Here is an 18,264-nt window from a genome sequence, read left to right as displayed (position 1 = left end):
TCGGGGGTGTATTTAGCAACAAAGGCAGGCAAGATGGCTGACATGCATGTCCAGACAGGAAGCCCAGTGTGAGCCAAGCTTTTGTAGTCGTTGATACCCCCGAACAGGCCGTCGACCGTCTGGCGGCCCTGCATGAACAGGCCACCGGGGCCCTGAGCCAGGCCCTCAAGCGTTATCTCAAAGACCGAACCGAGCCCGGTGCCGATGAGCGCGCCCTGTACCGCTACCCGGCTCTGCGCCTGACCTACTATAGCCACGGCGAAGTGGCCGCCACCACCCGCGCCTATGCCAAGGTCCAGGTGGCGGGCACCTACAGCGTCACCGTCACCCAGCCCGCGGCATTCCGCGGTTACCTGCTGGAGCAGCTGCGCCCGTTGATGCATGACTACACGGTGACCGTGGAAGTCGGCGTCAGCGAACAGAACATCCCGTACCCCTATGTGGTCGACCAGGGCGATGAGCTGGCCGGCAGCGGCATCACCGCCGCCGAGCTGGCGCGGGTGTTCCCCAGCACCGACCTGTCGGCGGCCACTGACAACATCGCCGATGGCCTGTACGACTGGGGCAACGCCGAAACCCTGCCGCTGGCGCTGTTCGATGCCGCCCGCGTGGATTTCTCCCTGCGTCGCCTGGTGCACTACACCGGCAGCGACTGGCGCCACGTGCAGCCGTGGATCCTGCTGACCAACTACCACCGTTATGTCGACCAGTTCATCAGCCACGGCCTCGAGCAGCTGCGTGAAGACCCGCGCTTCGTGCGCATGGTGCTGCCGGGCAACGTGGTGATCGAGAAGGGCATGGACCACGGCGAAGCCCAGGCCCTGGTGGCCAGTGTGGTCTGGCACCGCTACCAGATGCCGGCCTACCACCTGATCGCGGGTGACGGTGATGGCGTGACCCTGGTCAACATCGGCGTTGGCCCGTCCAACGCCAAGAACATCACCGACCACCTGGCGGTGCTGCGCCCGCACTGCTGGCTGATGATCGGCCACTGCGGCGGGCTGCGCCAGTCGCAGACCATCGGCGATTACGTGCTGGCCCACGCCTACATGCGCCGCGACGGCATTCTCGACCGCGTGGTGCCGCCTAACATTCCGATCCCGGCACTGGCCGAAGTGCAGCTGGCGCTGCAGGAAGCCGCAGCACAGGTAACCGGCGAGCGTGGTGAAGAACTGAAGAAGCGCCTGCGTACCGGCACCGTGCTGACCTACGACGACCGCAACTGGGAGCTGCGCTGGGCCCAGGAGCGCCCCTTGATCAACCTGTCGCGTGCCGTGGCGGTGGACATGGAAAGCGGCACCATCGCTGCCCAGGGCTATCGCCTGCGGGTGCCGTACGGCACCTTGCTGTGCGTGTCCGACAAACCGTTGCACAGCGAAATCAAGCTGCCGGGTTCGGCCAACGCCTTCTACAACCGTGCGGTCAGCCAGCACCTGAAGATCGGCATTGCCGCCCTCGACCTGCTGCGCACCGAGCTCAATTCGTTGCACTCGCGTAAACTGCGCAGCTTCGATGAGCCGCCGTTCCGCTGAGGATCCATGCCACTGCCACCCCGTTCCAAGCCGCGCCGCCCCCAGGCGCGGCCTGCCGGCCCCCGTCGCCAGGCCAAGGCGCCGCCGGCCGAGCCACGCCTGATCCTGTTCAACAAGCCGTTCGATGTACTGACCCAGTTCAGCGACGGTGAGGGGCGCGCGACCCTCAAGGATTTCATCGACATCCCAGGCGTGTACCCGGCCGGGCGGCTCGACCGTGACAGCGAAGGCTTGTTGCTGCTGACCAACGATGGCGGGCTGCAGGCGCGCATCGCCGACCCGAAGCACAAGTTGCCCAAGACTTACTGGGTTCAGGTGGAAGGCGAGGCGAGCGACGAACAGATCCAGCGACTGCGCGATGGCGTGGAACTGAATGACGGGCCGACCTTGCCCGCCGAAGCGCGGCGCCTCGACGAGCCGGCCCTATGGCCACGCAATCCGCCGGTACGTTTTCGCAAGAGCGTGCCGACCTGCTGGCTGGAGCTGGTGATTCGCGAGGGGCGTAATCGCCAGGTACGGCGGATGACTGCAGCAGTGGGCTTGCCGACCTTGCGCCTGGTGCGGGTGCGGATCGGCGACTGGGCGCTGGATGGGCTGGAGCAGGGTTGCTGGCGTGAAGTCGCGCCAAAAATTTAGGACCATTCGCGGGTACTGCACTGCCTTGAAGGCTGCACTTTACCTGTGGGAGCGGGTTCACCCGCGAAGAGGCCCCGGAATTTTCAAACGCCTTCGAGAAACGCCACCACCACGCTCTTGATGATGAAGGCCAGCACGCCCAGCCCGAGCACAAAGAACAGGATCATCGTGCCAAAGCGCCCTGCCTTGGATTTTTTCGCCAGGTCCCAGACGATGAAGCCCATGAAACCGATCAGTACGGTGACGAGGACGATCATCATCCATTCTTCGAATACGGCGGGATCCATCTGTGTTCTCCAGGCAGGTTGAGCTTCCGATTATACGCGGGCGAGCGGGCGTTTAGCGCAGGTGGGTCAATGGCAGCTCGGTGCTCGCCAGCACCTGGTTGAGCACGAAGCTCGAACGCACGCTGGTCACGCCTTCGATACGGGTCAGGCTGCCTAGCAGCAGTTTCTGGTAGTGGTCCATGTCCGGCACCACCACCTTGAGCTGGTAGTCGGCATCCATACCGGTGACCAGGCTGCATTCGAGCACCTGCGGCAGGTTGCGGATAGCGGCTTCGAACGTCTCGAAGCGTTCCGGGGTGTGCCGGTCCATGCCGATCAGCACGTAGGCGGTCAGGCTCAGGCCGAGCTTCTTGCGGTCGAGCAGGGCGACCTGGCGCGAGATATAGCCGTCGTCTTCCAGTTGCTTGACCCGACGCGAGCATGGCGATGGCGACAGGCCGATGCGTTCGGCCAGCTCCTGGTTGGAGATGCGCGCGTCGCGCTGCAATTCGGCGAGGATGCTCAGGTCGTAGCGGTCAAGTTTGCTCATGGAAAAGGCCTTTTCTGTTCGGATTGCGGTGAATTATCGATCCAGGGTTAAAAATTGCGCAAGTGCTATTTATCTGAGCAATCTTCGCAATCCTCTGCCGCAGCCACTCCCGTATCGTTAACTCCAGAATCACTGCCCGGACATCAGTCCACGGCGACGCGCCCTAGGCGGGCGGTCGCGGCCAGCCATCCAACAGGATCTGCAGGCCCCCGGGCTACACAGCTTCCAGAAGACGCTGTGAGGTGAGCCGGCGCCACAAGTGCCGAGCACGGACGACAATTCTCAAAGGGAGGCCAATGGCCTCCCTTTTTTCATGGCCGCGATTTCATCTGCCCGTGGCGCCAGCGCGGTAGACTGGCGGCATGCCGTATTCTTTACCGTGAGGAACAACATGAAGTCGCGCATCTGGCAGTTGGCAGGTGTTGGTTTGCTGGGTTTGAGCATCAGTCTCGGGGCCATGGCCGAAGGCCCGGGCGAGGGGCATGGCGAGGGGCGTGGCAACGAAGGTGGCCCCGGCCGCTCGCTCAACTCGCGTGACGAAGTGCAGCAGACCCAGCCCGCGCGGCAGGGCTATTACCAGGATATCCCCCGGCATAACGGTGACAACCGGCACTGGCAAGCCGGCGGCCCAGGGCAACGGCCCGGCGGCGACTGGCAGGGGCGCCCGGATGGCCACGGCAATGGCTGGGGCCCCGGACCGCAGTATCGCCCAGGGCACACGGTCGATCACTTCCCGGACCGCTACTGGAAGGTGCCGTACCGCGGCAACGACTACTTCTATTCCGGGGGCTACTGGTATCGCCCGCACGGTGGCAGCTACGTGGTGGTGACACCGCCCTACGGCGTGCGGGTCAACTACCTGCCGTCCTATGCGCGGGAAGTCTGGCTGGGCGGCGCACTGTTCTTCCTGGTGGCCGACACCTACTACCAGTACCTGGCCGACAGCCAGGAGTATGTCGTGGTCAACCCGCCCGCCATGGCCCCGGCACCATTGCCAGCGGCAGCCCCGGCCAGCAACGGCTACGACGTGATTGCCTACCCGATGTATGGCCAAGGGCAGGAGCAGCAGGACCAGGACCGCTACCAGTGCCACCGTTGGGCGGTGAGCCAGTCAGGCTTTGACCCGGCAACGGCGCCTTATGCGCCACCCGTGGAAGTGGCGAGCAACTACCGACGGGCACTGAGTGCCTGCTTCAGTGGCCGAGGCTATAGCGTCAACTGAATCAGCAAGGCATGCACTGTACTTGTGGGAGCCGCGCTTGCCGGCGATGGGCCGCGGAGCGGCCCCAGGATTTCAAGGTTGTTGCATAAATGGCTGGGGCTGCTTCGCAGCCCATCGCCGGCAAGCGCGGCTCCCACAGGGATCGCGCCAGCTAAGAAACTGAGTAGAGATCACACCGGATCGGCATGCACCATCACGTCCGCCTGTGGATAACGCTGGCGGATGACCGCCGAGGCCCGCACGCACAAGTCGTGGGCCTCATGCAGCGGCAGCTGCCCCGGCAGCTCAAGGTGCAGTTGCACGAACCACTGGTTGCCCGACACGCGCGTGCGCAGGTCGTGCACGCCTTTCACACCGGGAATGCCCAGGACCAGTTCGGCCATCCCTTCGCCGATGTCGCCGGGCAATTCCTTGTCCATGAGAATCGCCGTGCTTTCGCGGGCAATTTGCAGCGCACTCCAGAGGATGTAGAACGCGATGCCGAGGCCGAACAGCGCATCCAGCTGCGGCCAGCCAACGCGCGCCAGCAGCAGGGCGAGCAGGATGCTGCCGTTGAGCAACAGGTCGGAGCGGTAATGCAGTGAATCGGCGCGCACGGCCGTGGAACCGGTCAGGCGAATGACCTTGCGCTGCAATGCCAGCAAGGCGACGGTCAGCGCCAGCGACAGCAGCATCACGGCGATGCCGATGGCCGTGTCGCCCAGCGGCTCTGGTGCTCGCAGGCGTTCGACAGCCTGTACCCCGATCAACACAGCGCTCACCCCGATAAACAGTGCCTGGGCCATGCCGGCCAGAGCCTCGGCCTTGCCGTGGCCGAAACGATGATCGTCATCGGCCGGGCGCAGGGCGTAGTGCACGGCAAGCAAGTTGAGAAACGAGGCGACGGCATCCAGTGCCGAGTCGGTCAGCCCGGCCAGCAGGCTGACCGAGCCGCTGAGCCACCAGGCCACGGCCTTGCTCAGGACCAGAATGCTGGCCACCGCCAGTGATGCGCGGGTGGCCAGGCGAAGTAAGCGCTGGTGTTCGGCCGGGGTAATCATGCCCAGGGTGATGTCCTTGTGAAGATCAGGCCGCAGGTACCAGGCCCAAGGCCGCCAACTGCTCGACGCTGCCGCGGTGCTGGATCAGCCGTGGATCATCCAGCGGCAGGCGCTGGCCCAGTTCGCTTTCGAGAATGGCCTGCAGCTTGAGGTTGTCGACCTTGCCGTCCGGGCTGACGGCGTCACGCAGTTTTACCGGGTCGATTTGGGCAGTGTGCCCGCCTTTGTAATAGATGGCGCCCGTGGCGAAGTCGATGCCGAAGGCGATCAGGCCCGGGATCACGTAGAACAGGATGCCGATGGCGTCCATCGCGGCAACCACGGGGTCGATCTTGCCGCCGATCTGGCCACGGCGCTCTGGATAGAAAATGGTACCGCAGGCCGTCAACTGGGTCAGCAGGGTGACGATCAGGGCGCCACCAATGACGCGGGATGGGATGCGCATGTAAATCTCCGAAAAGTTTTCAGCAGGGCAAGCGAAGCGCCAGCACCTGAAGCTAAGACCATGATAGAGCAGGCTGGGTTCGCCGTTATACTCGCGAGACTGTTCGAGGACCACCATGAATTCTTTACCGATCGATGCTGTCTTGCCCGCCTTGCGTCAAGCCCTGGAAAACCGTGACGAAGCCGTGCTCGAAGCACCTCCCGGTGCGGGCAAGACCACCCGCGTGCCGCTGGCGCTGCTCAACGAGCCGTGGCTGGCCGGGCAGACCATCCTCATGCTTGAGCCGCGCCGCCTGGCTGCGCGCGCGGCGGCCGAGCGCCTGGCCAGTGAACTGGGCGAAAAGGTCGGTGAAACCGTGGGCTACCGCATCCGCCTGGACAGCAAGGTCGGGCCCAACACCCGCATCGAAGTGGTCACCGAAGGCATTCTCACCCGCCGGTTGCAGGCCGATCCGGCACTCGACGGCGTGGGGCTGCTGATCTTCGATGAATTTCATGAGCGCAGCCTGGATGCCGACCTGGCCCTGGCGCTGAGCCTCAATGGCCGCGAACTGCTGCGTGACGACCCTGCGCTGAAGATACTGCTGATGTCGGCGACCCTGGAAGGCGAGCGCCTGTCGCGGCTGCTCGACGACGCGCCGGTGGTCAGCAGCGAGGGGCGCATGCACCCGGTGGATATCCGCTGGGGCCGGCCGTTCCAGCCGGGCGAGTTCATTGAACCTCGGGTTGTGGATAACGTGCTGCTGGCGTTGGCCGAACAACCCGGCAGCGTGCTGGTGTTCTTGCCTGGGCAGGCCGAGATCCGTCGTGTGCACCAAAGCCTGCAGGACGCCTTGGGCGAGCGCCCCGATGTGCTGCTCTGCCCGCTGCACGGTGAGCTGGACCTCAATGCCCAGCGTGCGGCCATCGACCCGCCGCCCAAGGGCCTGCGCAAGGTGGTGCTGGCCACCAACATTGCTGAAACCAGCCTGACCATCGACGGCGTGCGCGTTGTCATCGATGCCGGCCTGGCGCGCGTGCCGCGCTTCGACCCCGGCAGCGGCATGACCCGCCTCGACACCCAGCGGATTTCCCGCGCCAGTGCCACCCAGCGCGCGGGCCGTGCCGGGCGTCTGGAACCGGGGGTGTGCTACCGCCTGTGGTCCGAGGCTCAGCATGAACAACTGGCCGCACACGGCAGCGCTGAGATCCTCCAGGCTGACCTCGCTGGCCTGGCCCTGCAGTTGGCGCGCTGGGGTGTCACCCCAGGGCAGTTGCGCTGGCTCGACCAGCCACCTGCCGCGGCGTTTTCCCAGGCCCGGGACCTGCTGGGGCGGCTAGGCGCGTTCAAGCCAGGCAGCCACGACCATCTCAGCGAACACGGCCAGATGATGGCTGAATTGCCGGCTCATCCGCGCATTGCCCATCTGTTGCTGCGGGGTCAGCAACTTGGCCTGGCCAGCATGGCTTGCGATGTCGCGGCGCTGCTCGGCGAGCGTGATATCCAGCGCGGTGGTGGGGCCGACCTGCACAGCCGGTTGGCGCTGGTCAGCGGCGAGAGCAAGGCCGGCCGGGGCGGCCAGGGTGGCGTGCAGCGGGCCCGGCAACTCGCTCGCCAATACCGTGGCCTGTTGCGCGGCAAGGTCGGCGCAGCAGTGGCCGACCCTGATCATCCTCGCTGGCTCGGCGCCTTGCTGGCGCTGGCCTATCCCGACCGGGTCGCCCAGCAGCGGCGTGAGGGCGGTGCCGAGTATCGCCTGGCCAACGGCCGTGCTGCCTTGTTCGCCGAGGTCGATGCATTGATGAAATGCCCGTGGCTGGTGATCGCCGACCTGGGCAGCCGGCAAGGGCAACGGGAAGAGCGCATCTACCTGGCAGCCGAGTTCGACCCGGCGCTGCTCGATGACGTGCTGGCTGAGCAGGTCGAGCACGTCGATATCCTCGACTGGGACGAGCGTGAGCAGGTGTTGCGCGCCGAACGCCAGACCAAGGTTGGCGAACTGGTGCTGAGCCGCGAACCATTGCCCGGCCTGAATGATGAAGCCCGCGCCCAGGCACTGGTTGGCCTGGTGCGGCGCAAAGGCTTGCATCTGCTGAGCTGGACCCCGGAGCTGCGCCAGTGGCAGGCGCGGGTGGCTCTGTTGCGTCAGCTGGATCTGCTCAAGGATGGGCAAAGCGAATGGCCCGACCTGGGTGATGAGGCCCTGTTGGCCAGCCTGGAAGACTGGCTGCAACCCTATCTGGGCAAAGTCTCGCGGCTGAGCCATTTGGCTGCCCTGGACCTTTCATCGATCTTGCGCAATCTGCTGCCCTGGCCATTGCCACAGCGCCTGGATGAATGGGCACCGGCGCATCTGGCGGTGCCGTCCGGCTCGAGCATTCGCCTGGACTACAGCGAGACCCCGCCAATCCTTGCCGTACGCTTGCAAGAGCTGTTCGGCCTGGCCGACACCCCGCGCATCGCCAATGGTCGTCAGCAGGTGAAGTTGCACCTGTTGTCACCCGCTCGGCGGCCGGTGCAGGTGACCCAGGATCTTGCCAACTTCTGGCGTACGACTTATGCCGAGGTGAAGAAGGATCTGAAGGGCAGGTACCCCAAGCACTATTGGCCGGATGATCCATTGGTGGCTGAGGCTACCGCACGGGCCAAGCCGCGCGGCACCTGAGGGACAGTGTTCAGCTATCCTGCTTGAGCAGGAAGGTGATTGTTTCGCCTTCTCTTGTGTTCAGCAGGTACTGGGTCTGGCGGTTGTAATGCGGGGTGTCCCGGATGGCTCCCGCCCGGTAGCCCTGGTGATCACGCAGGTAACAGACCAGGCCGTATTCCGACAGCTCCAGCGGTTCGATCTTCCAGTAATCGGTCACTTCCGAGCGCTGGTAGAAGCCCAGGTAACCGTTCAGGCTCAAGCCCAGCTTCTTGGGGGGATTCGCATTGCCAGCGAGGCTGATGTGGTAGTGCAGTCGGTCTTCTGTCTGGGAGTCGAAAGCAAAATCCAGGCGTATGGAGCTCTGCTCACCGCCTGCCATGAGCCAGTCGTCCTGAGGCGTGATACCCCAACTCCATTTATCGCGGCTGCTGCTTAGCCGCAGGGGCACCTCTTCGAGGCAGGCCATTGCATACAGTTGGCCGCTGAACGACCTGGCATAAGTGTCTTGAATTAGCGAGTCCATGTGGAGTCTCCGATTGATTGAAACTCCACCGTATGGATCGGCTGTGCCAGATGGGAGGCTGAATGGCTTCCTATAAAGCCGTCAGGCGGGCTGTAAATGAGCATTCCGAGGCGAACTTCAACGCTGCATCACCGAGTATCAAGGCTAATCGTACAGCGCTTCGTGCCTTCCACTTTTGCATCAGCAACTCAGCTCAAGCGCGAAGGTAGCGACTTCACCTTCCTTGACGTTCAGCGGGGCCGGCGGGTGTTCGTAACCCCAGTAGCTGGGCGCATAGTTCATGACCTTTACCTTGTTTCCACTCTGGTCGCGCAGGTGGCAAAACAGTCTGTCACGGTCCAGGTACAAGGGTTCGATCTTCCAGTAATCGGTGACTTCGGCTATCTGGTAAAAGCCCAGGTAGCCATTGCGGCTGACGCCCAACTTCTTGTCTGGTTGTCCCGAAAGGTGGATGTGATAGTGCAGGCGATCTTCGGTGTGTGAGATGTATCTGAACTCCATCCCGGTCGGTATGGTACCTGCCTTCACCACTAACCAGTCATCTCCGGGGGTGAAATCCCAAGTGGATTTTTCTTTACTCTCGCTGAGGCGCACCGTGATTAAGTTATTGTTGAATTGCATCATGAGCGAAGCATGAAACGTCTTGGCATACTTATCTTGAATCACCTTGTCCATGACGCTTTCCTCGAATGGCATTGAAGGTTTGTTTACCCTAATGCCACCCTCGGGCGTGCGAGCAGAACGAAGATTTTCCCAGATGCGTCAGGCCCCGGCTTCACCTTCCAGCAGCATGAACAGGCGATACAGCACCACGGTGCTGAACAGTTGCAGGAAGCCGCTCAGGCTGTCCATGGCCAGTTCGACCCCCGGTGCGGGTTCGGGGAAAGCCATCAGCAACAGCCCGTCGATCAGCCAGATCGGTGCCAGTACTCCCAGCACGCAGATCATGATGCGCAGGAAGTGCCCGGTGGTCATGCGTGCGCTTTCGCGCATCGACTGCACCACCGGCAGGCCGCGCAACACCAGCAAGTACTCGGCGAACACCAGGTTGATCATGATCCACACGCCAGGGAAGACCAACAGGGCAAGGCCGGCCATGATCAGCAGCGAGCTGATCATGATCAGCAGGGCCAGTTGCGGCCATAGCTGCACGGCGCGAGCGAACAGGTCGCGCTTGGGGATCTCCTGGCCGTTGCTGCGGGTATCCAGGTAGAGGATCAGCGCCGCGCTGTACAGCGGGTAGAACAACAGGCTGATCAGCATTCCGTAAGCGGGAGAGGCCTCGTCGCCCAGTTGCCGGTACAGCAGCTGGGTCGTGAGGGCTTCGAGCACCACCAGTGGCAGGCACAGCGGGATGATGCTGGCCAGGTGGCGGCGGAAGAAGTACAGGGAGTCGCGCAGAACGCTCAGCGGATTCATCAGTCAACATCGCATGGCAGTAAAAACAGGGGCCTAACTTTAGCCCAGAGCAGTTACTTGCTGAAAAAAGTTTCACCTGCGCAGTGATTGAATCCGCAGCCCGTGCGCCCCATCTTTGCCGTGTCCGATGTCCTGCTAGCCCATGAGGTAGCCCAATGAACACTGATGAACAAAACCTGATCGACGGCCTGTTCGGCCGCATCAAGCAAGCCGAAGACCCGAGCCAGCCGCGTGATGTGCAGGCGCAGGCACGGATCGAGGAGCATGTCCGCCAGCAGCCGGCGGCGCCTTACTACATGGCCCAGGCGATCCTGGTTCAGGAAGCTGCGATCAAGCGCCTGGACGAACAGAACAAGCAGCTGGAGGCGGAGTTGAAGCAAGCCCGGGCCCAGCTTGAGGCAACCCGTGCCAGCAGCGGTAACGGCGGGGGTGGGTTCCTCTCCAGCATCTTTGGTGCTGGCGCACGCAACCCAGAGCCGGTTCAGCCGCAGCGCGCCAGCACGCCGGTAGCGTCGGGCGGTGGCTGGCGCGAGCCGAGTGCACCGGGCTTTTCCCAGCCGCAGCCGCAGCCGCAAATGCAAGCACAACCGCAAGCCGGTTTTGGCGCCGCGCCGGCGCGCAGTGGTGCCAGCAGCTTCCTCGGTGGTGCGATGCAGACCGCTGCGGGGGTTGCCGGTGGCGTGTTGCTGGCGCAAGGCATCAGCAGCCTGTTCAACCACCACTCGCAACCTGAGGAAGTGGTCGAGGTAATCAAGGAAGAGCCGGCACCGGCCAGTGACAGCGGCGGCTGGAATGACCAGGGCGGGCAGCAGCAGGTAGCCGACAACGGCGGCTGGGGCAACGACCAGGGCGGCTGGGCCGATACCGACTACGGTAGCGATGACGGTGGCTTCTTCTCGGATGACGATACGTTCGTCTGACCGGTCTGGCATACTGCTGGCATTTCCGGGGGGCGCCTTGCGCCCCTTTCGCGGGCAAGCCCGCTCCCACAGTGCAAACCTGAAGGTTGCACGTACCCTGTGGGAGCGGGCTTGCCCGCGAATTCTTCCAGACCATGGGGTTCCCAGGTGAAAAAGATCGCGCTGTTCGCCGATGTGCAGAACCTCTACTACACGGTGCGCCAGGCCTACGGTTGCCACTTCAACTACACCGCACTGTGGAAGGACGTCAGCCGCGAAGGCGAGATCGTCGAGGCCGTTGCCTATGCCATCGACCGTGGTGACAGCAAGCAGCAGCAGTTTCAGCAGATCCTGCGCAACCTGGGTTTTGACGTGCGCCTCAAACCGTTCATCCAGCGCAGCGACGGTTCGGCCAAGGGCGACTGGGACGTGGGCATCACCCTTGATGTGATCGATGCCGCCAGCCGGGTCGACCAGGTGGTGCTGGCCTCCGGTGACGGTGACTTCGACCTGCTGCTGGAGCGGGTGATCCAGCGCCACGGCACCGAGGCGGTGGTCTATGGCGTCCCTGGGCTGACCGCGTTGTCGCTGATTCGTGCCGCCACCCGTTATGTGCCCATCGAGGGCGCGCTGTTGCTCAAGCACTAAGGTTTTTCATGGAACGTATTGCTGTCATCGACTTTGAAACCACCGGCATCTCGCCTGGTGCCGGCTGCCGTGCCACCGAGGTGGCGGTAGTGATGCTCGAACGCGGGCGCATTGTCGAGCGCTACCAGAGCCTGATGAATGCCGGTGTGCCGGTGCCTGCCTTCGTCGCCGGGCTGACCGGTATCACCACGGCGATGCTGCGCACGGCACCGCCGGTGGACAAGGTGATGAACGAGGTGGCCGAGTTCGTCGGTGACACCCCACTGCTGGCCCACAACGCCGCCTTCGACCAGAAGTTCTGGGATTACGAACTGGGCCGCATCGGCCGCATCCGTCGGCAGTCCTTCGCCTGTTCCCTGCTGTTGTCACGGCGCCTGTTGCCAGCGGCACCGAACCACAAGCTGGGTACCCTGACCCGTTGGGCCGGGCTGCCGGACACCGGTACTGCGCACCGGGCCATGGCCGATGCCGAAATGGCCGCGAACCTGCTGCAACACCTGGCTGGTGTGCTGCGTCAGACCCACGGCGTGCAGCAGCTTTCCCACGAACTCCTGTGCCGCCTGCAGAAAACGCCTGCGGCGAAAGTCCGCGAAACCTTGGCCAGGTTCGCCTGATGCATGCAGCAAAAGTGTGCCGCTCATTTCGAGCTGTTTTGTAACTTATGTTTACGTGAGCACAGTCCTAAACTCGGTCACCCGAAAACGGATTTCTGAGTTGCCTGCCATGCCTGCCTCCCGTTGTTTCCCGTTGCTGCTGATTGGCGCCTTCCTGGCCTTGTACCTGGTCTGGGGTTCCACCTACCTGTTCATCCGCATTGGCGTCGAGTCATGGCCGCCGATGCTGATGGCGGGGGTGCGCTTCCTGATTGCGGGCGGCCTGCTTTACGGCTTCCTGCGCTGGCGCGGGGTGCCGGCACCGACCTGGCCGCAATGGCGTGCGGCAGGTGCCATCGGCTTTCTGCTGCTCAGCTGCGGCAATGGCGGTGTGACCGTCGCCGAGCATGCTGGCGTGGCATCGGGTGTGGCGGCGTTGGCGGTGGCCACGGTGCCGCTGTTCACCCTGCTATTCGGTTTGCTGTTCGGCCACCGCAACTCGCGCCTGGAATGGGCCGGGATCTTCCTTGGCCTGCTCGGTATCGCTTTGCTCAACCTGGGCTCGAACCTGCAGGCCAGCCCCATTGGCGCGGCGCTGATCCTGTTCGCGGCGGCGTCGTGGGCGTTCGGTTCGGTGTGGAGCAAAAGCCTGCCGCTGCCCCAGGGGCCGATGGCCAGTGCCGCCGAGATGCTGGTCGGCGGCGCGGTATTGCTGCTGGGCAGCGTGCTGTCGGGTGAGCGCATGACGCAGATGCCGACCGCCGCTGGCTGGGGCGCGCTGGCTTACCTGGTGTTGTTCGGTTCGATCCTCGCCTTCAGTGCCTACATGTACCTGCTCAAGAACGTGCGCCCGGCAGCCGCTACCAGCTACGCCTACGTCAACCCGGCGGTGGCGGTGCTGCTGGGCATCGTGTTCGCCGGCGAAGAAATCGGCGCGGAAGAATGCCTGGCCATGGCGGTGATCATCGGCGCGGTGGTGCTGATTGGCCTGCCGCAGTGGCGCAAGGCGCCCGAGCAGCCGTTGAAGGGCGAAATCTGCAAGTAGCCAGGGGCGATGCGGTAAACTTGCCGCCTTCGCTGAACCCCCTGACGGTATTGCCATGAATTTCGCCCAACTCGGCCTGATCGAACCGCTGCTGCGCACCTTGCAGCAGCTGGACTACACCACCCCGACCCCGGTCCAGGCCAAGGCCATCCCCGCCGTGCTGGCTGGCCGCGACCTGATGGCTGCGGCCCAGACTGGCACCGGCAAGACTGCCGGTTTCGCCCTGCCAGTGCTGCAGCGCCTGGCCCTGGAAGGGGAGAAGGTCGCCAGCAATTCGATCCGCGCGCTGGTACTGGTGCCAACCCGCGAACTGGCCGAACAGGTGCATAACAACGTGCGCGAGTATGCCGAAAACCTGCCGCTGAGCACCTACGCGGTGTACGGCGGGGTCAGCATCAACCCGCAGATGATGCGCCTGCGCCGTGGCGTCGACCTGCTGGTTGCCACGCCTGGTCGTTTGCTCGACTTGTTCCGTCAGAACGCGGTGAAGTTCAACCAGGTGCAGACCTTGGTGCTCGACGAAGCCGACCGCATGCTCGACCTGGGCTTTGCCGAGGAGCTGCAGTCGGTGTACGCCGCCTTGCCGCGCAAGCGCCAGACGCTGCTGTTCTCTGCCACTTTCTCCGAGCAGATCCGCATGCTCGCGGGCCTGGCCCTGAACGACCCGCTGAGCATCGAGGTCAGCCCGCGCAACGCGGCCGCCACCACGGTCAAGCAGTGGCTGGTGCCTGTGGACAAGAAGCGCAAGACAGACTTGTTCATGCACCTGCTGCGTAAGCAGCGCTGGAAGCAGGTGCTGGTGTTCGCCAAGACCCGCAATGGCGTCGATCAGCTGGTCGAGCGCTTGCTGGCCGATGGTGTAAATGCCGATGGCATCCACGGCGACCGCCCGCAGGCCACCCGCCAGCGCGCGCTGGACAGCTTCAAGGCGCGGGAGATCCAGGTGCTGGTGGCGACCGATGTCGCGGCCCGTGGCCTGGATATCGACGACTTGCCGCTGGTGGTCAACCTCGACCTGCCGATCGTGGCAGAGGATTATGTGCACCGCATCGGCCGTACCGGCCGGGCTGGCAACAAGGGGGAGGCGATTTCGCTGGTGTGTGCCGATGAAGTGCAGATGCTGTCGGCGATTGAAGTGCTGACCCGGCAGACCTTGCCGCGTCATGAGGAACCCGACTTCATCCCCGAGCACCGGGTACCGATGACCGATGCCAGTGGCCAGGTGATCAAGAAGCCGAAGAAGCCCAAGAAGCCGAAAGAGAACAGCGCCAAGCGTGGCCTGGGGCGGTGGATGGACAGCGCCGAGGCGGGAGCGGGTGAGCCGGCAGTGAAGGCCGTGCGCAAGGTGCCGAGCTTCAACAGCGGGCCGCGCAAGCGCAAACCGTAAGCAGGCCCTGTGGGAGCGGGTTTACCCGCGAACACGCGCGCAGCCCGTGCCATGCAGGGCGTCGAATTCTTCGCGGGTAAACCCGCTCCCACAGGTACAGCGCCAGGTTCAATGTTTGCGCTGTACCTGTGGGAGCAGGCTTGCCTGCGATGGGCTGCAAAGCAGCCCCGGCAATCGGTCAGGCAGACCGCACCAACCAATCCACCGCCGCACGCCCCGCACGCAGCCCGCTGGCAAAGCAGGCCGTCAGCAGATACCCCCCGGTCGGCGCCTCCCAGTCCAGCATCTCGCCAGCACAGAACACCCCCGGCATCTGGCGAACCATCAAGCCTTCATCCAACCCTTCGAAACGCACGCCACCGGCACTGCTGATCGCCTCATCCAGCGGTCGAGTCCGCACCAGCGTGATCGGCAAGGCCTTGATCGCCTGTGCCAGTGCCAGGGGATCTGCAAACGTCGCTTGATCCGTCAGCTCCCGCAGCAGGCCCGCCTTGACCCCATCGATCCCCAGCTGGCTGTGCAGATGCTTGGCCATCGACCGCGACCCGCGCGGCTTGGCCAGCGCCTGGGCAATCTTGTCCACAGGCTTGTCCGGCAGCAGATCGAGCAACAGCCTGGCTTGCCCCTCATGCTCGATGGCCTGGCGCAGCTGAGCCGACCACGCATACACCAGGCTGCCTTCGACACCCTGTGCGGTGAGGATGAACTCGCCCTTGCGCGGCGCCATGCCCGGCACACTCAGGGCAATATTCTTCAGCGGAGCCCCCGCAAACTTGTCCACAAGCAGTGGACTCCAACCTTCGACCTCGAAGCCGCAGTTGCTCGGCCGCAGCGGGGAGATATCCACAGTGCGTTCCGCCAGCAAGGGCTGCCAGGCCCCATCGGAGCCCAGCCTCGCCCAGCTGGCGCCACCAAGGGCCAGCACCACGGCGTCGGCCTTGACCTGCAATTCACCCTGTGGATAAGCAATTCGCAAGCTCCCGTCGGCATTCCAGCCCAGCCAGCGATGGCGGGTGTGGATAACTACACCATTGTCACGCAGGCGCTTGAGCCAGGCGCGCAGCAGCGGGGCCGCTTTCATGTCGGTCGGGAAAACCCGGCCTGAGGTACCGACAAAGGTTTCGATACCCAGCCCGTGAATCCACTGGCGCAGCGCATCGGCATCGAAGTCGCGCAGCAGCCCGTCGATCTCGGCCTGCCGTTCGGCGTAACGCGAAACGAACTGTGGATAAGCTTCCGAATGGGTGATGTTCATGCCGCCGACACCGGCCAGCAGGAACTTGCGGCCCACCGATGGCATGGCGTCGAACACTTCCACCGTCAGGCCCGCCTGGGCCATGGCTTCTGCGGCCATCAGCCCGGCAGGGCCGCCGCCGATAACGACGGCCAGGGGAGGGGAAGCGGGGGATTTTTCTGACATGGTAGGCAGCAGGGTGTGGAAAAGATCGCACATTCTAACGCAGCCGAGCCCATGGGAGCACTGAACAAAAAATGATCAGTGTTCTGCAGCCCAGGTGGGTAAAGGGCTGCAGCGCCTTTCCCGCAGGTTATCCACAAGCGGTTCCACAGTCATTGTGAACAACCGATGACCCGCGCCGCACTGTGGTGAAGAATACCGTGGCGCTTGGCCAAGGCTTCACGGTCCTTGCTGTAGCCCCCGCCGATCACCCCGACCACCGGGATATCGCGGCCCAGGCAGTGGCGCATCACCAGCTCGTCACGCGCCGCCAGGCCTTGGTCGGTGAGCTGCAGGTAGCCCAGGGCATCGTCCTTGTGCACATCGACGCCGGCGTCGTACAGCACCAGGTCGGGTTGATACAGCGGCAGCAGGTAGTTCAGCGCATCCTCCACCACCTTGAGGTACGCCGTGTCGCCCATGCCGCGTGGCAGCGGAATGTCCCAGTCGCTGTGGGCCTTGCGCGCCGGGAAGTTCTGCTCGCAGTGCAGGGACACGGTGATGGCATCCGGGGTGTCGTGGAGGATGCGCGCCGTGCCGTCGCCCTGATGCACGTCGCAGTCGAAGATCAGCACCCGGTGTACGCGGCCGGCTGCGAGCAGGTAGTGGCTGATCACTGCCAGGTCATTGAAGATGCAGAAGCCGGCCGGGTGGTCGTAGTGAGCGTGGTGGGTGCCGCCGGCCAGGTGGCAGGCGATGCCGTGCTGCAGCGCCATCTCGGCGGTCAGCAGCGAACCGCCCACCGCGCGCACGGTACGCCGGGCCAGGGCTTCGCTCCAGGGCAGGCCGAGGCGACGCTGGTCCTCGCGGGACAGCTCGCCGTTCATGTAGCGCTCGATGTAGCTGCGGTCATGGGCCAGGGCGAGGATATCGTTGGGGCAGATGTCCGGGCGCAGCAGGGCTTGGTCAGTGGTCAGCCCGCTGTCCACCAGGTGGTCGCGCAGCAGGCGGAACTTGTCCATGGGGAAGCGGTGCTCGGCAGGGAATTCCGGGCTGTAGTCTTCGTGGTAGATCAGCGGCAACGGCATGGGGAGTTCGCAATCGGGGCCAGCGCTGATCTTGCCATGGCCGGGGCTGCTGCGCAGCCCAATCGCCGGCAAGCCGGCTGCCACACTTACAGCGCCGCCCTCGATTTCGGCGCTGTGCCTGTGGCAGCCGGATTGCCGGCGAAAGGGTTGAAGCTATTTTCCGACGCTGGCCAATACGCGTTGCCAATCCGGCTCGTTCAAGCGTCCGAGGATCCGCGCCTTGCCATTGGCGTCCACCGAGACGAACAACGCACTGGCATAGTCGCTTTCCCGCTCACCGCCAGCCACGCGATGCTGCCGGGCGAAATGGTCGATGCAGCCATTGTGGGTCACCAGCACCAGGTTGTGCCCGGCACGCTTGCGCGCCAGTGCTTCGCGGGCGAACTGGTTGTCGCAGCTTTCCAGCCAGGCTTCGCTTGCCACGGCCTGGCCAAGGATGAAGTGCGCCGTCTGCTGGGTGCGCACCTTAGGGCTGGCAACCACATCGGCATTGCTCAGGCCCAGTTGCTTCAGGCCTTGGCCTACTCGCGTGGCGGCCTCACTGCCGGCCACAGTGATGCCGGTGGGGTCGTTCAGGCACGGGCCGGGAGCACTGTCGCAACGTTCGGCATGGCGGATCATCACGATCACCGCACCGTCGGCCCAGTCCTGCAGCAAGCCGCTTTCACTCAACTGCTGCGGGTTGCCAAGGTCGACGATATGGGACCTTGTCGCCAGCCAGGTGGTCACTGCCGCGATGACCATGCACAGGCCGAGCGCGGCACCGAGGGCTTTGCGTGACATGCGGCGCTTGCGACGGGCGTGGATGGCGGGGTGGCCCAGGGTGTTGCTCGGTTGCATGCGTCACTCCAATGGCGCGGTGTTGGTTTGCCGGCATTGTGCGCAGCCGTCTGTCGGGGGCCGGTGAAGGGGTTGTGAAAATTGCATTCCGGGCGCCGCCGGTTGCGTG

19 protein-coding genes are annotated in these 18,264 nt (G+C 64.1%); 9 read left to right on the top strand and 10 right to left on the bottom strand.

Annotated features, from left to right (window positions below; all coding sequences use genetic code 11):
• Positions 1-68: 68 nt before the first annotated feature.
• Together amn and OCX61_RS24125 are read left to right on the top strand one after the other, a co-directional pair.
• Positions 69-1,532 (top strand): AMP nucleosidase, encoded by a 1,464-nt coding sequence (gene amn, locus OCX61_RS24130; protein WP_261941691.1) that lies wholly within the window; start codon positions 69-71, stop codon positions 1,530-1,532.
• Positions 1,533-1,538: 6 nt separating this feature from the next.
• Positions 1,539-2,168 (top strand): pseudouridine synthase, encoded by a 630-nt coding sequence (locus OCX61_RS24125; protein WP_261941690.1) that lies wholly within the window; start codon positions 1,539-1,541, stop codon positions 2,166-2,168.
• An 83-nt stretch (positions 2,169-2,251) separates the two neighbouring features.
• Here the strand turns inward: OCX61_RS24125 and OCX61_RS24120 are convergent, their stop codons facing one another.
• Positions 2,252-2,455 carry a DUF2788 domain-containing protein gene (locus tag OCX61_RS24120; RefSeq protein WP_027917747.1) on the bottom strand — a complete coding sequence of 68 codons (204 nt, stop codon included), beginning with the start codon at positions 2,453-2,455 and terminating at the stop codon, positions 2,252-2,254.
• 52 nt (positions 2,456-2,507) lie between these two features.
• A complete protein-coding gene (locus OCX61_RS24115; RefSeq protein ID WP_003249795.1) occupies positions 2,508-2,984 on the bottom strand; it encodes an Lrp/AsnC family transcriptional regulator in 477 nt (158 codons plus the stop codon).
• Between the two features lie 391 nt (positions 2,985-3,375).
• Between OCX61_RS24115 and OCX61_RS24110 the strand changes: the two genes are divergently transcribed.
• Positions 3,376-4,206, top strand: coding sequence for a DUF6515 family protein (locus OCX61_RS24110; RefSeq protein WP_261941689.1), 831 nt, complete (start codon positions 3,376-3,378; stop codon positions 4,204-4,206).
• A gap of 170 nt (positions 4,207-4,376) precedes the next feature.
• On the opposite strand, the gene OCX61_RS24105 is transcribed toward OCX61_RS24110, so the two are convergent.
• Together OCX61_RS24105 and pmcY are read right to left on the bottom strand one after the other, a co-directional pair.
• Positions 4,377-5,246, bottom strand: a complete 870-nt coding sequence (locus OCX61_RS24105) for a cation diffusion facilitator family transporter (RefSeq protein WP_085677159.1) — start codon at positions 5,244-5,246, stop codon at positions 4,377-4,379.
• 25 nt (positions 5,247-5,271) lie between these two features.
• Complete coding sequence (gene pmcY, locus OCX61_RS24100) at positions 5,272-5,691, bottom strand: periplasmic Zn2+ metallochaperone PmcY (RefSeq protein WP_261941688.1); 420 nt, start codon at positions 5,689-5,691, stop codon at positions 5,272-5,274.
• A 115-nt stretch (positions 5,692-5,806) separates the two neighbouring features.
• On the opposite strand from pmcY, the gene hrpB reads away from it, so the two are divergent.
• Entirely contained in the window at positions 5,807-8,335 is a 2,529-nt protein-coding gene (gene hrpB / locus OCX61_RS24095; RefSeq protein ID WP_261941687.1) for an ATP-dependent helicase HrpB, read from the top strand.
• A 10-nt stretch (positions 8,336-8,345) separates the two neighbouring features.
• On the opposite strand, the gene OCX61_RS24090 is transcribed toward hrpB, so the two are convergent.
• The 3 genes from OCX61_RS24090 to OCX61_RS24080 form a co-directional block, all read right to left on the bottom strand.
• A complete protein-coding gene (locus OCX61_RS24090; protein WP_261941686.1) occupies positions 8,346-8,840 on the bottom strand; it encodes a hypothetical protein in 495 nt (164 codons plus the stop codon).
• A gap of 180 nt (positions 8,841-9,020) precedes the next feature.
• Entirely contained in the window at positions 9,021-9,515 is a 495-nt protein-coding gene (locus tag OCX61_RS24085; protein WP_261941685.1) for a hypothetical protein, read from the bottom strand.
• Positions 9,516-9,602: 87 nt separating this feature from the next.
• The gene (locus OCX61_RS24080) at positions 9,603-10,259 is read right to left on the bottom strand and encodes a YciC family protein (protein WP_261941684.1); all 657 of its coding nucleotides are present in this window, start codon (positions 10,257-10,259) and stop codon (positions 9,603-9,605) included.
• 155 nt (positions 10,260-10,414) lie between these two features.
• Between OCX61_RS24080 and OCX61_RS24075 the strand changes: the two genes are divergently transcribed.
• The 5 genes from OCX61_RS24075 (at position 10,415) to rhlE1 (ending at position 14,831) form a co-directional block, all read left to right on the top strand.
• Positions 10,415-11,179: a DUF2076 domain-containing protein gene (locus tag OCX61_RS24075; RefSeq protein ID WP_261941683.1), complete on the top strand. Its 765-nt coding sequence runs from the start codon at positions 10,415-10,417 to the stop codon at positions 11,177-11,179.
• A gap of 147 nt (positions 11,180-11,326) precedes the next feature.
• Entirely contained in the window at positions 11,327-11,806 is a 480-nt protein-coding gene (locus OCX61_RS24070; RefSeq protein WP_261941682.1) for a LabA-like NYN domain-containing protein, read from the top strand.
• An 8-nt stretch (positions 11,807-11,814) separates the two neighbouring features.
• The gene (locus OCX61_RS24065) at positions 11,815-12,420 is read left to right on the top strand and encodes a 3'-5' exonuclease (RefSeq protein ID WP_261941681.1); all 606 of its coding nucleotides are present in this window, start codon (positions 11,815-11,817) and stop codon (positions 12,418-12,420) included.
• A 109-nt stretch (positions 12,421-12,529) separates the two neighbouring features.
• Positions 12,530-13,444, top strand: coding sequence for a drug/metabolite exporter YedA (gene yedA, locus OCX61_RS24060; protein ID WP_261941680.1), 915 nt, complete (start codon positions 12,530-12,532; stop codon positions 13,442-13,444).
• Positions 13,445-13,499: 55 nt separating this feature from the next.
• On the top strand, positions 13,500-14,831 hold the full coding sequence (gene rhlE1, locus OCX61_RS24055; protein WP_261941679.1) for an RNA helicase RhlE1: 1,332 nt from the start codon (positions 13,500-13,502) through the stop codon (positions 14,829-14,831).
• A gap of 178 nt (positions 14,832-15,009) precedes the next feature.
• Here rhlE1 and OCX61_RS24050 read toward each other — a convergent pair whose 3' ends face one another.
• From OCX61_RS24050 to pmrG, 3 genes are all read right to left on the bottom strand, one after another.
• A complete protein-coding gene (locus OCX61_RS24050) occupies positions 15,010-16,251 on the bottom strand; it encodes a TIGR03862 family flavoprotein (protein ID WP_261941678.1) in 1,242 nt (413 codons plus the stop codon).
• A 149-nt stretch (positions 16,252-16,400) separates the two neighbouring features.
• Positions 16,401-17,315, bottom strand: coding sequence for a histone deacetylase family protein (locus OCX61_RS24045; RefSeq protein WP_261944360.1), 915 nt, complete (start codon positions 17,313-17,315; stop codon positions 16,401-16,403).
• A 153-nt stretch (positions 17,316-17,468) separates the two neighbouring features.
• Entirely contained in the window at positions 17,469-18,155 is a 687-nt protein-coding gene (gene pmrG / locus OCX61_RS24040; RefSeq protein WP_261941677.1) for a lipopolysaccharide core heptose(II)-phosphate phosphatase PmrG, read from the bottom strand.
• Between the last annotated feature and the right edge of the window lie 109 nt (positions 18,156-18,264).

Origin of the sequence: Pseudomonas sp. LRP2-20 (assembly GCF_024349685.1) — a bacterium.
Lineage (GTDB): Bacteria > Pseudomonadota > Gammaproteobacteria > Pseudomonadales > Pseudomonadaceae > Aquipseudomonas.
Note: the sequence above shows the minus strand (reverse complement) of the source record. Positions and strands in the feature narration are given on the sequence as shown.

Excerpts from the sequence above, each read along its gene's own strand:
- yedA (WP_261941680.1), top strand. The coding sequence starts at position 12,530 with ATGCCTGCCTCCCGTTGTTTCCCGTTGCTGCTGATTGGCGCCTTCCTG.
- OCX61_RS24120 (WP_027917747.1), bottom strand. The coding sequence starts at position 2,455 with ATGGATCCCGCCGTATTCGAAGAATGGATGATGATCGTCCTCGTCACC.
- OCX61_RS24085 (WP_261941685.1), bottom strand. The coding sequence starts at position 9,515 with ATGGACAAGGTGATTCAAGATAAGTATGCCAAGACGTTTCATGCTTCG.
- OCX61_RS24075 (WP_261941683.1), top strand. The coding sequence starts at position 10,415 with ATGAACACTGATGAACAAAACCTGATCGACGGCCTGTTCGGCCGCATC.
- OCX61_RS24125 (WP_261941690.1), top strand. The coding sequence starts at position 1,539 with ATGCCACTGCCACCCCGTTCCAAGCCGCGCCGCCCCCAGGCGCGGCCT.
- OCX61_RS24110 (WP_261941689.1), top strand. The coding sequence starts at position 3,376 with ATGAAGTCGCGCATCTGGCAGTTGGCAGGTGTTGGTTTGCTGGGTTTG.
- OCX61_RS24045 (WP_261944360.1), bottom strand. The coding sequence starts at position 17,315 with ATGCCGTTGCCGCTGATCTACCACGAAGACTACAGCCCGGAATTCCCT.
- OCX61_RS24105 (WP_085677159.1), bottom strand. The coding sequence starts at position 5,246 with ATGATTACCCCGGCCGAACACCAGCGCTTACTTCGCCTGGCCACCCGC.
- rhlE1 (WP_261941679.1), top strand. The coding sequence starts at position 13,500 with ATGAATTTCGCCCAACTCGGCCTGATCGAACCGCTGCTGCGCACCTTG.
- OCX61_RS24050 (WP_261941678.1), bottom strand. The coding sequence starts at position 16,251 with ATGTCAGAAAAATCCCCCGCTTCCCCTCCCCTGGCCGTCGTTATCGGC.
- OCX61_RS24115 (WP_003249795.1), bottom strand. The coding sequence starts at position 2,984 with ATGAGCAAACTTGACCGCTACGACCTGAGCATCCTCGCCGAATTGCAG.
- OCX61_RS24080 (WP_261941684.1), bottom strand. The coding sequence starts at position 10,259 with ATGAATCCGCTGAGCGTTCTGCGCGACTCCCTGTACTTCTTCCGCCGC.
- pmrG (WP_261941677.1), bottom strand. The coding sequence starts at position 18,155 with ATGCAACCGAGCAACACCCTGGGCCACCCCGCCATCCACGCCCGTCGC.
- pmcY (WP_261941688.1), bottom strand. The coding sequence starts at position 5,691 with ATGCGCATCCCATCCCGCGTCATTGGTGGCGCCCTGATCGTCACCCTG.
- hrpB (WP_261941687.1), top strand. The coding sequence starts at position 5,807 with ATGAATTCTTTACCGATCGATGCTGTCTTGCCCGCCTTGCGTCAAGCC.
- OCX61_RS24065 (WP_261941681.1), top strand. The coding sequence starts at position 11,815 with ATGGAACGTATTGCTGTCATCGACTTTGAAACCACCGGCATCTCGCCT.
- OCX61_RS24090 (WP_261941686.1), bottom strand. The coding sequence starts at position 8,840 with ATGGACTCGCTAATTCAAGACACTTATGCCAGGTCGTTCAGCGGCCAA.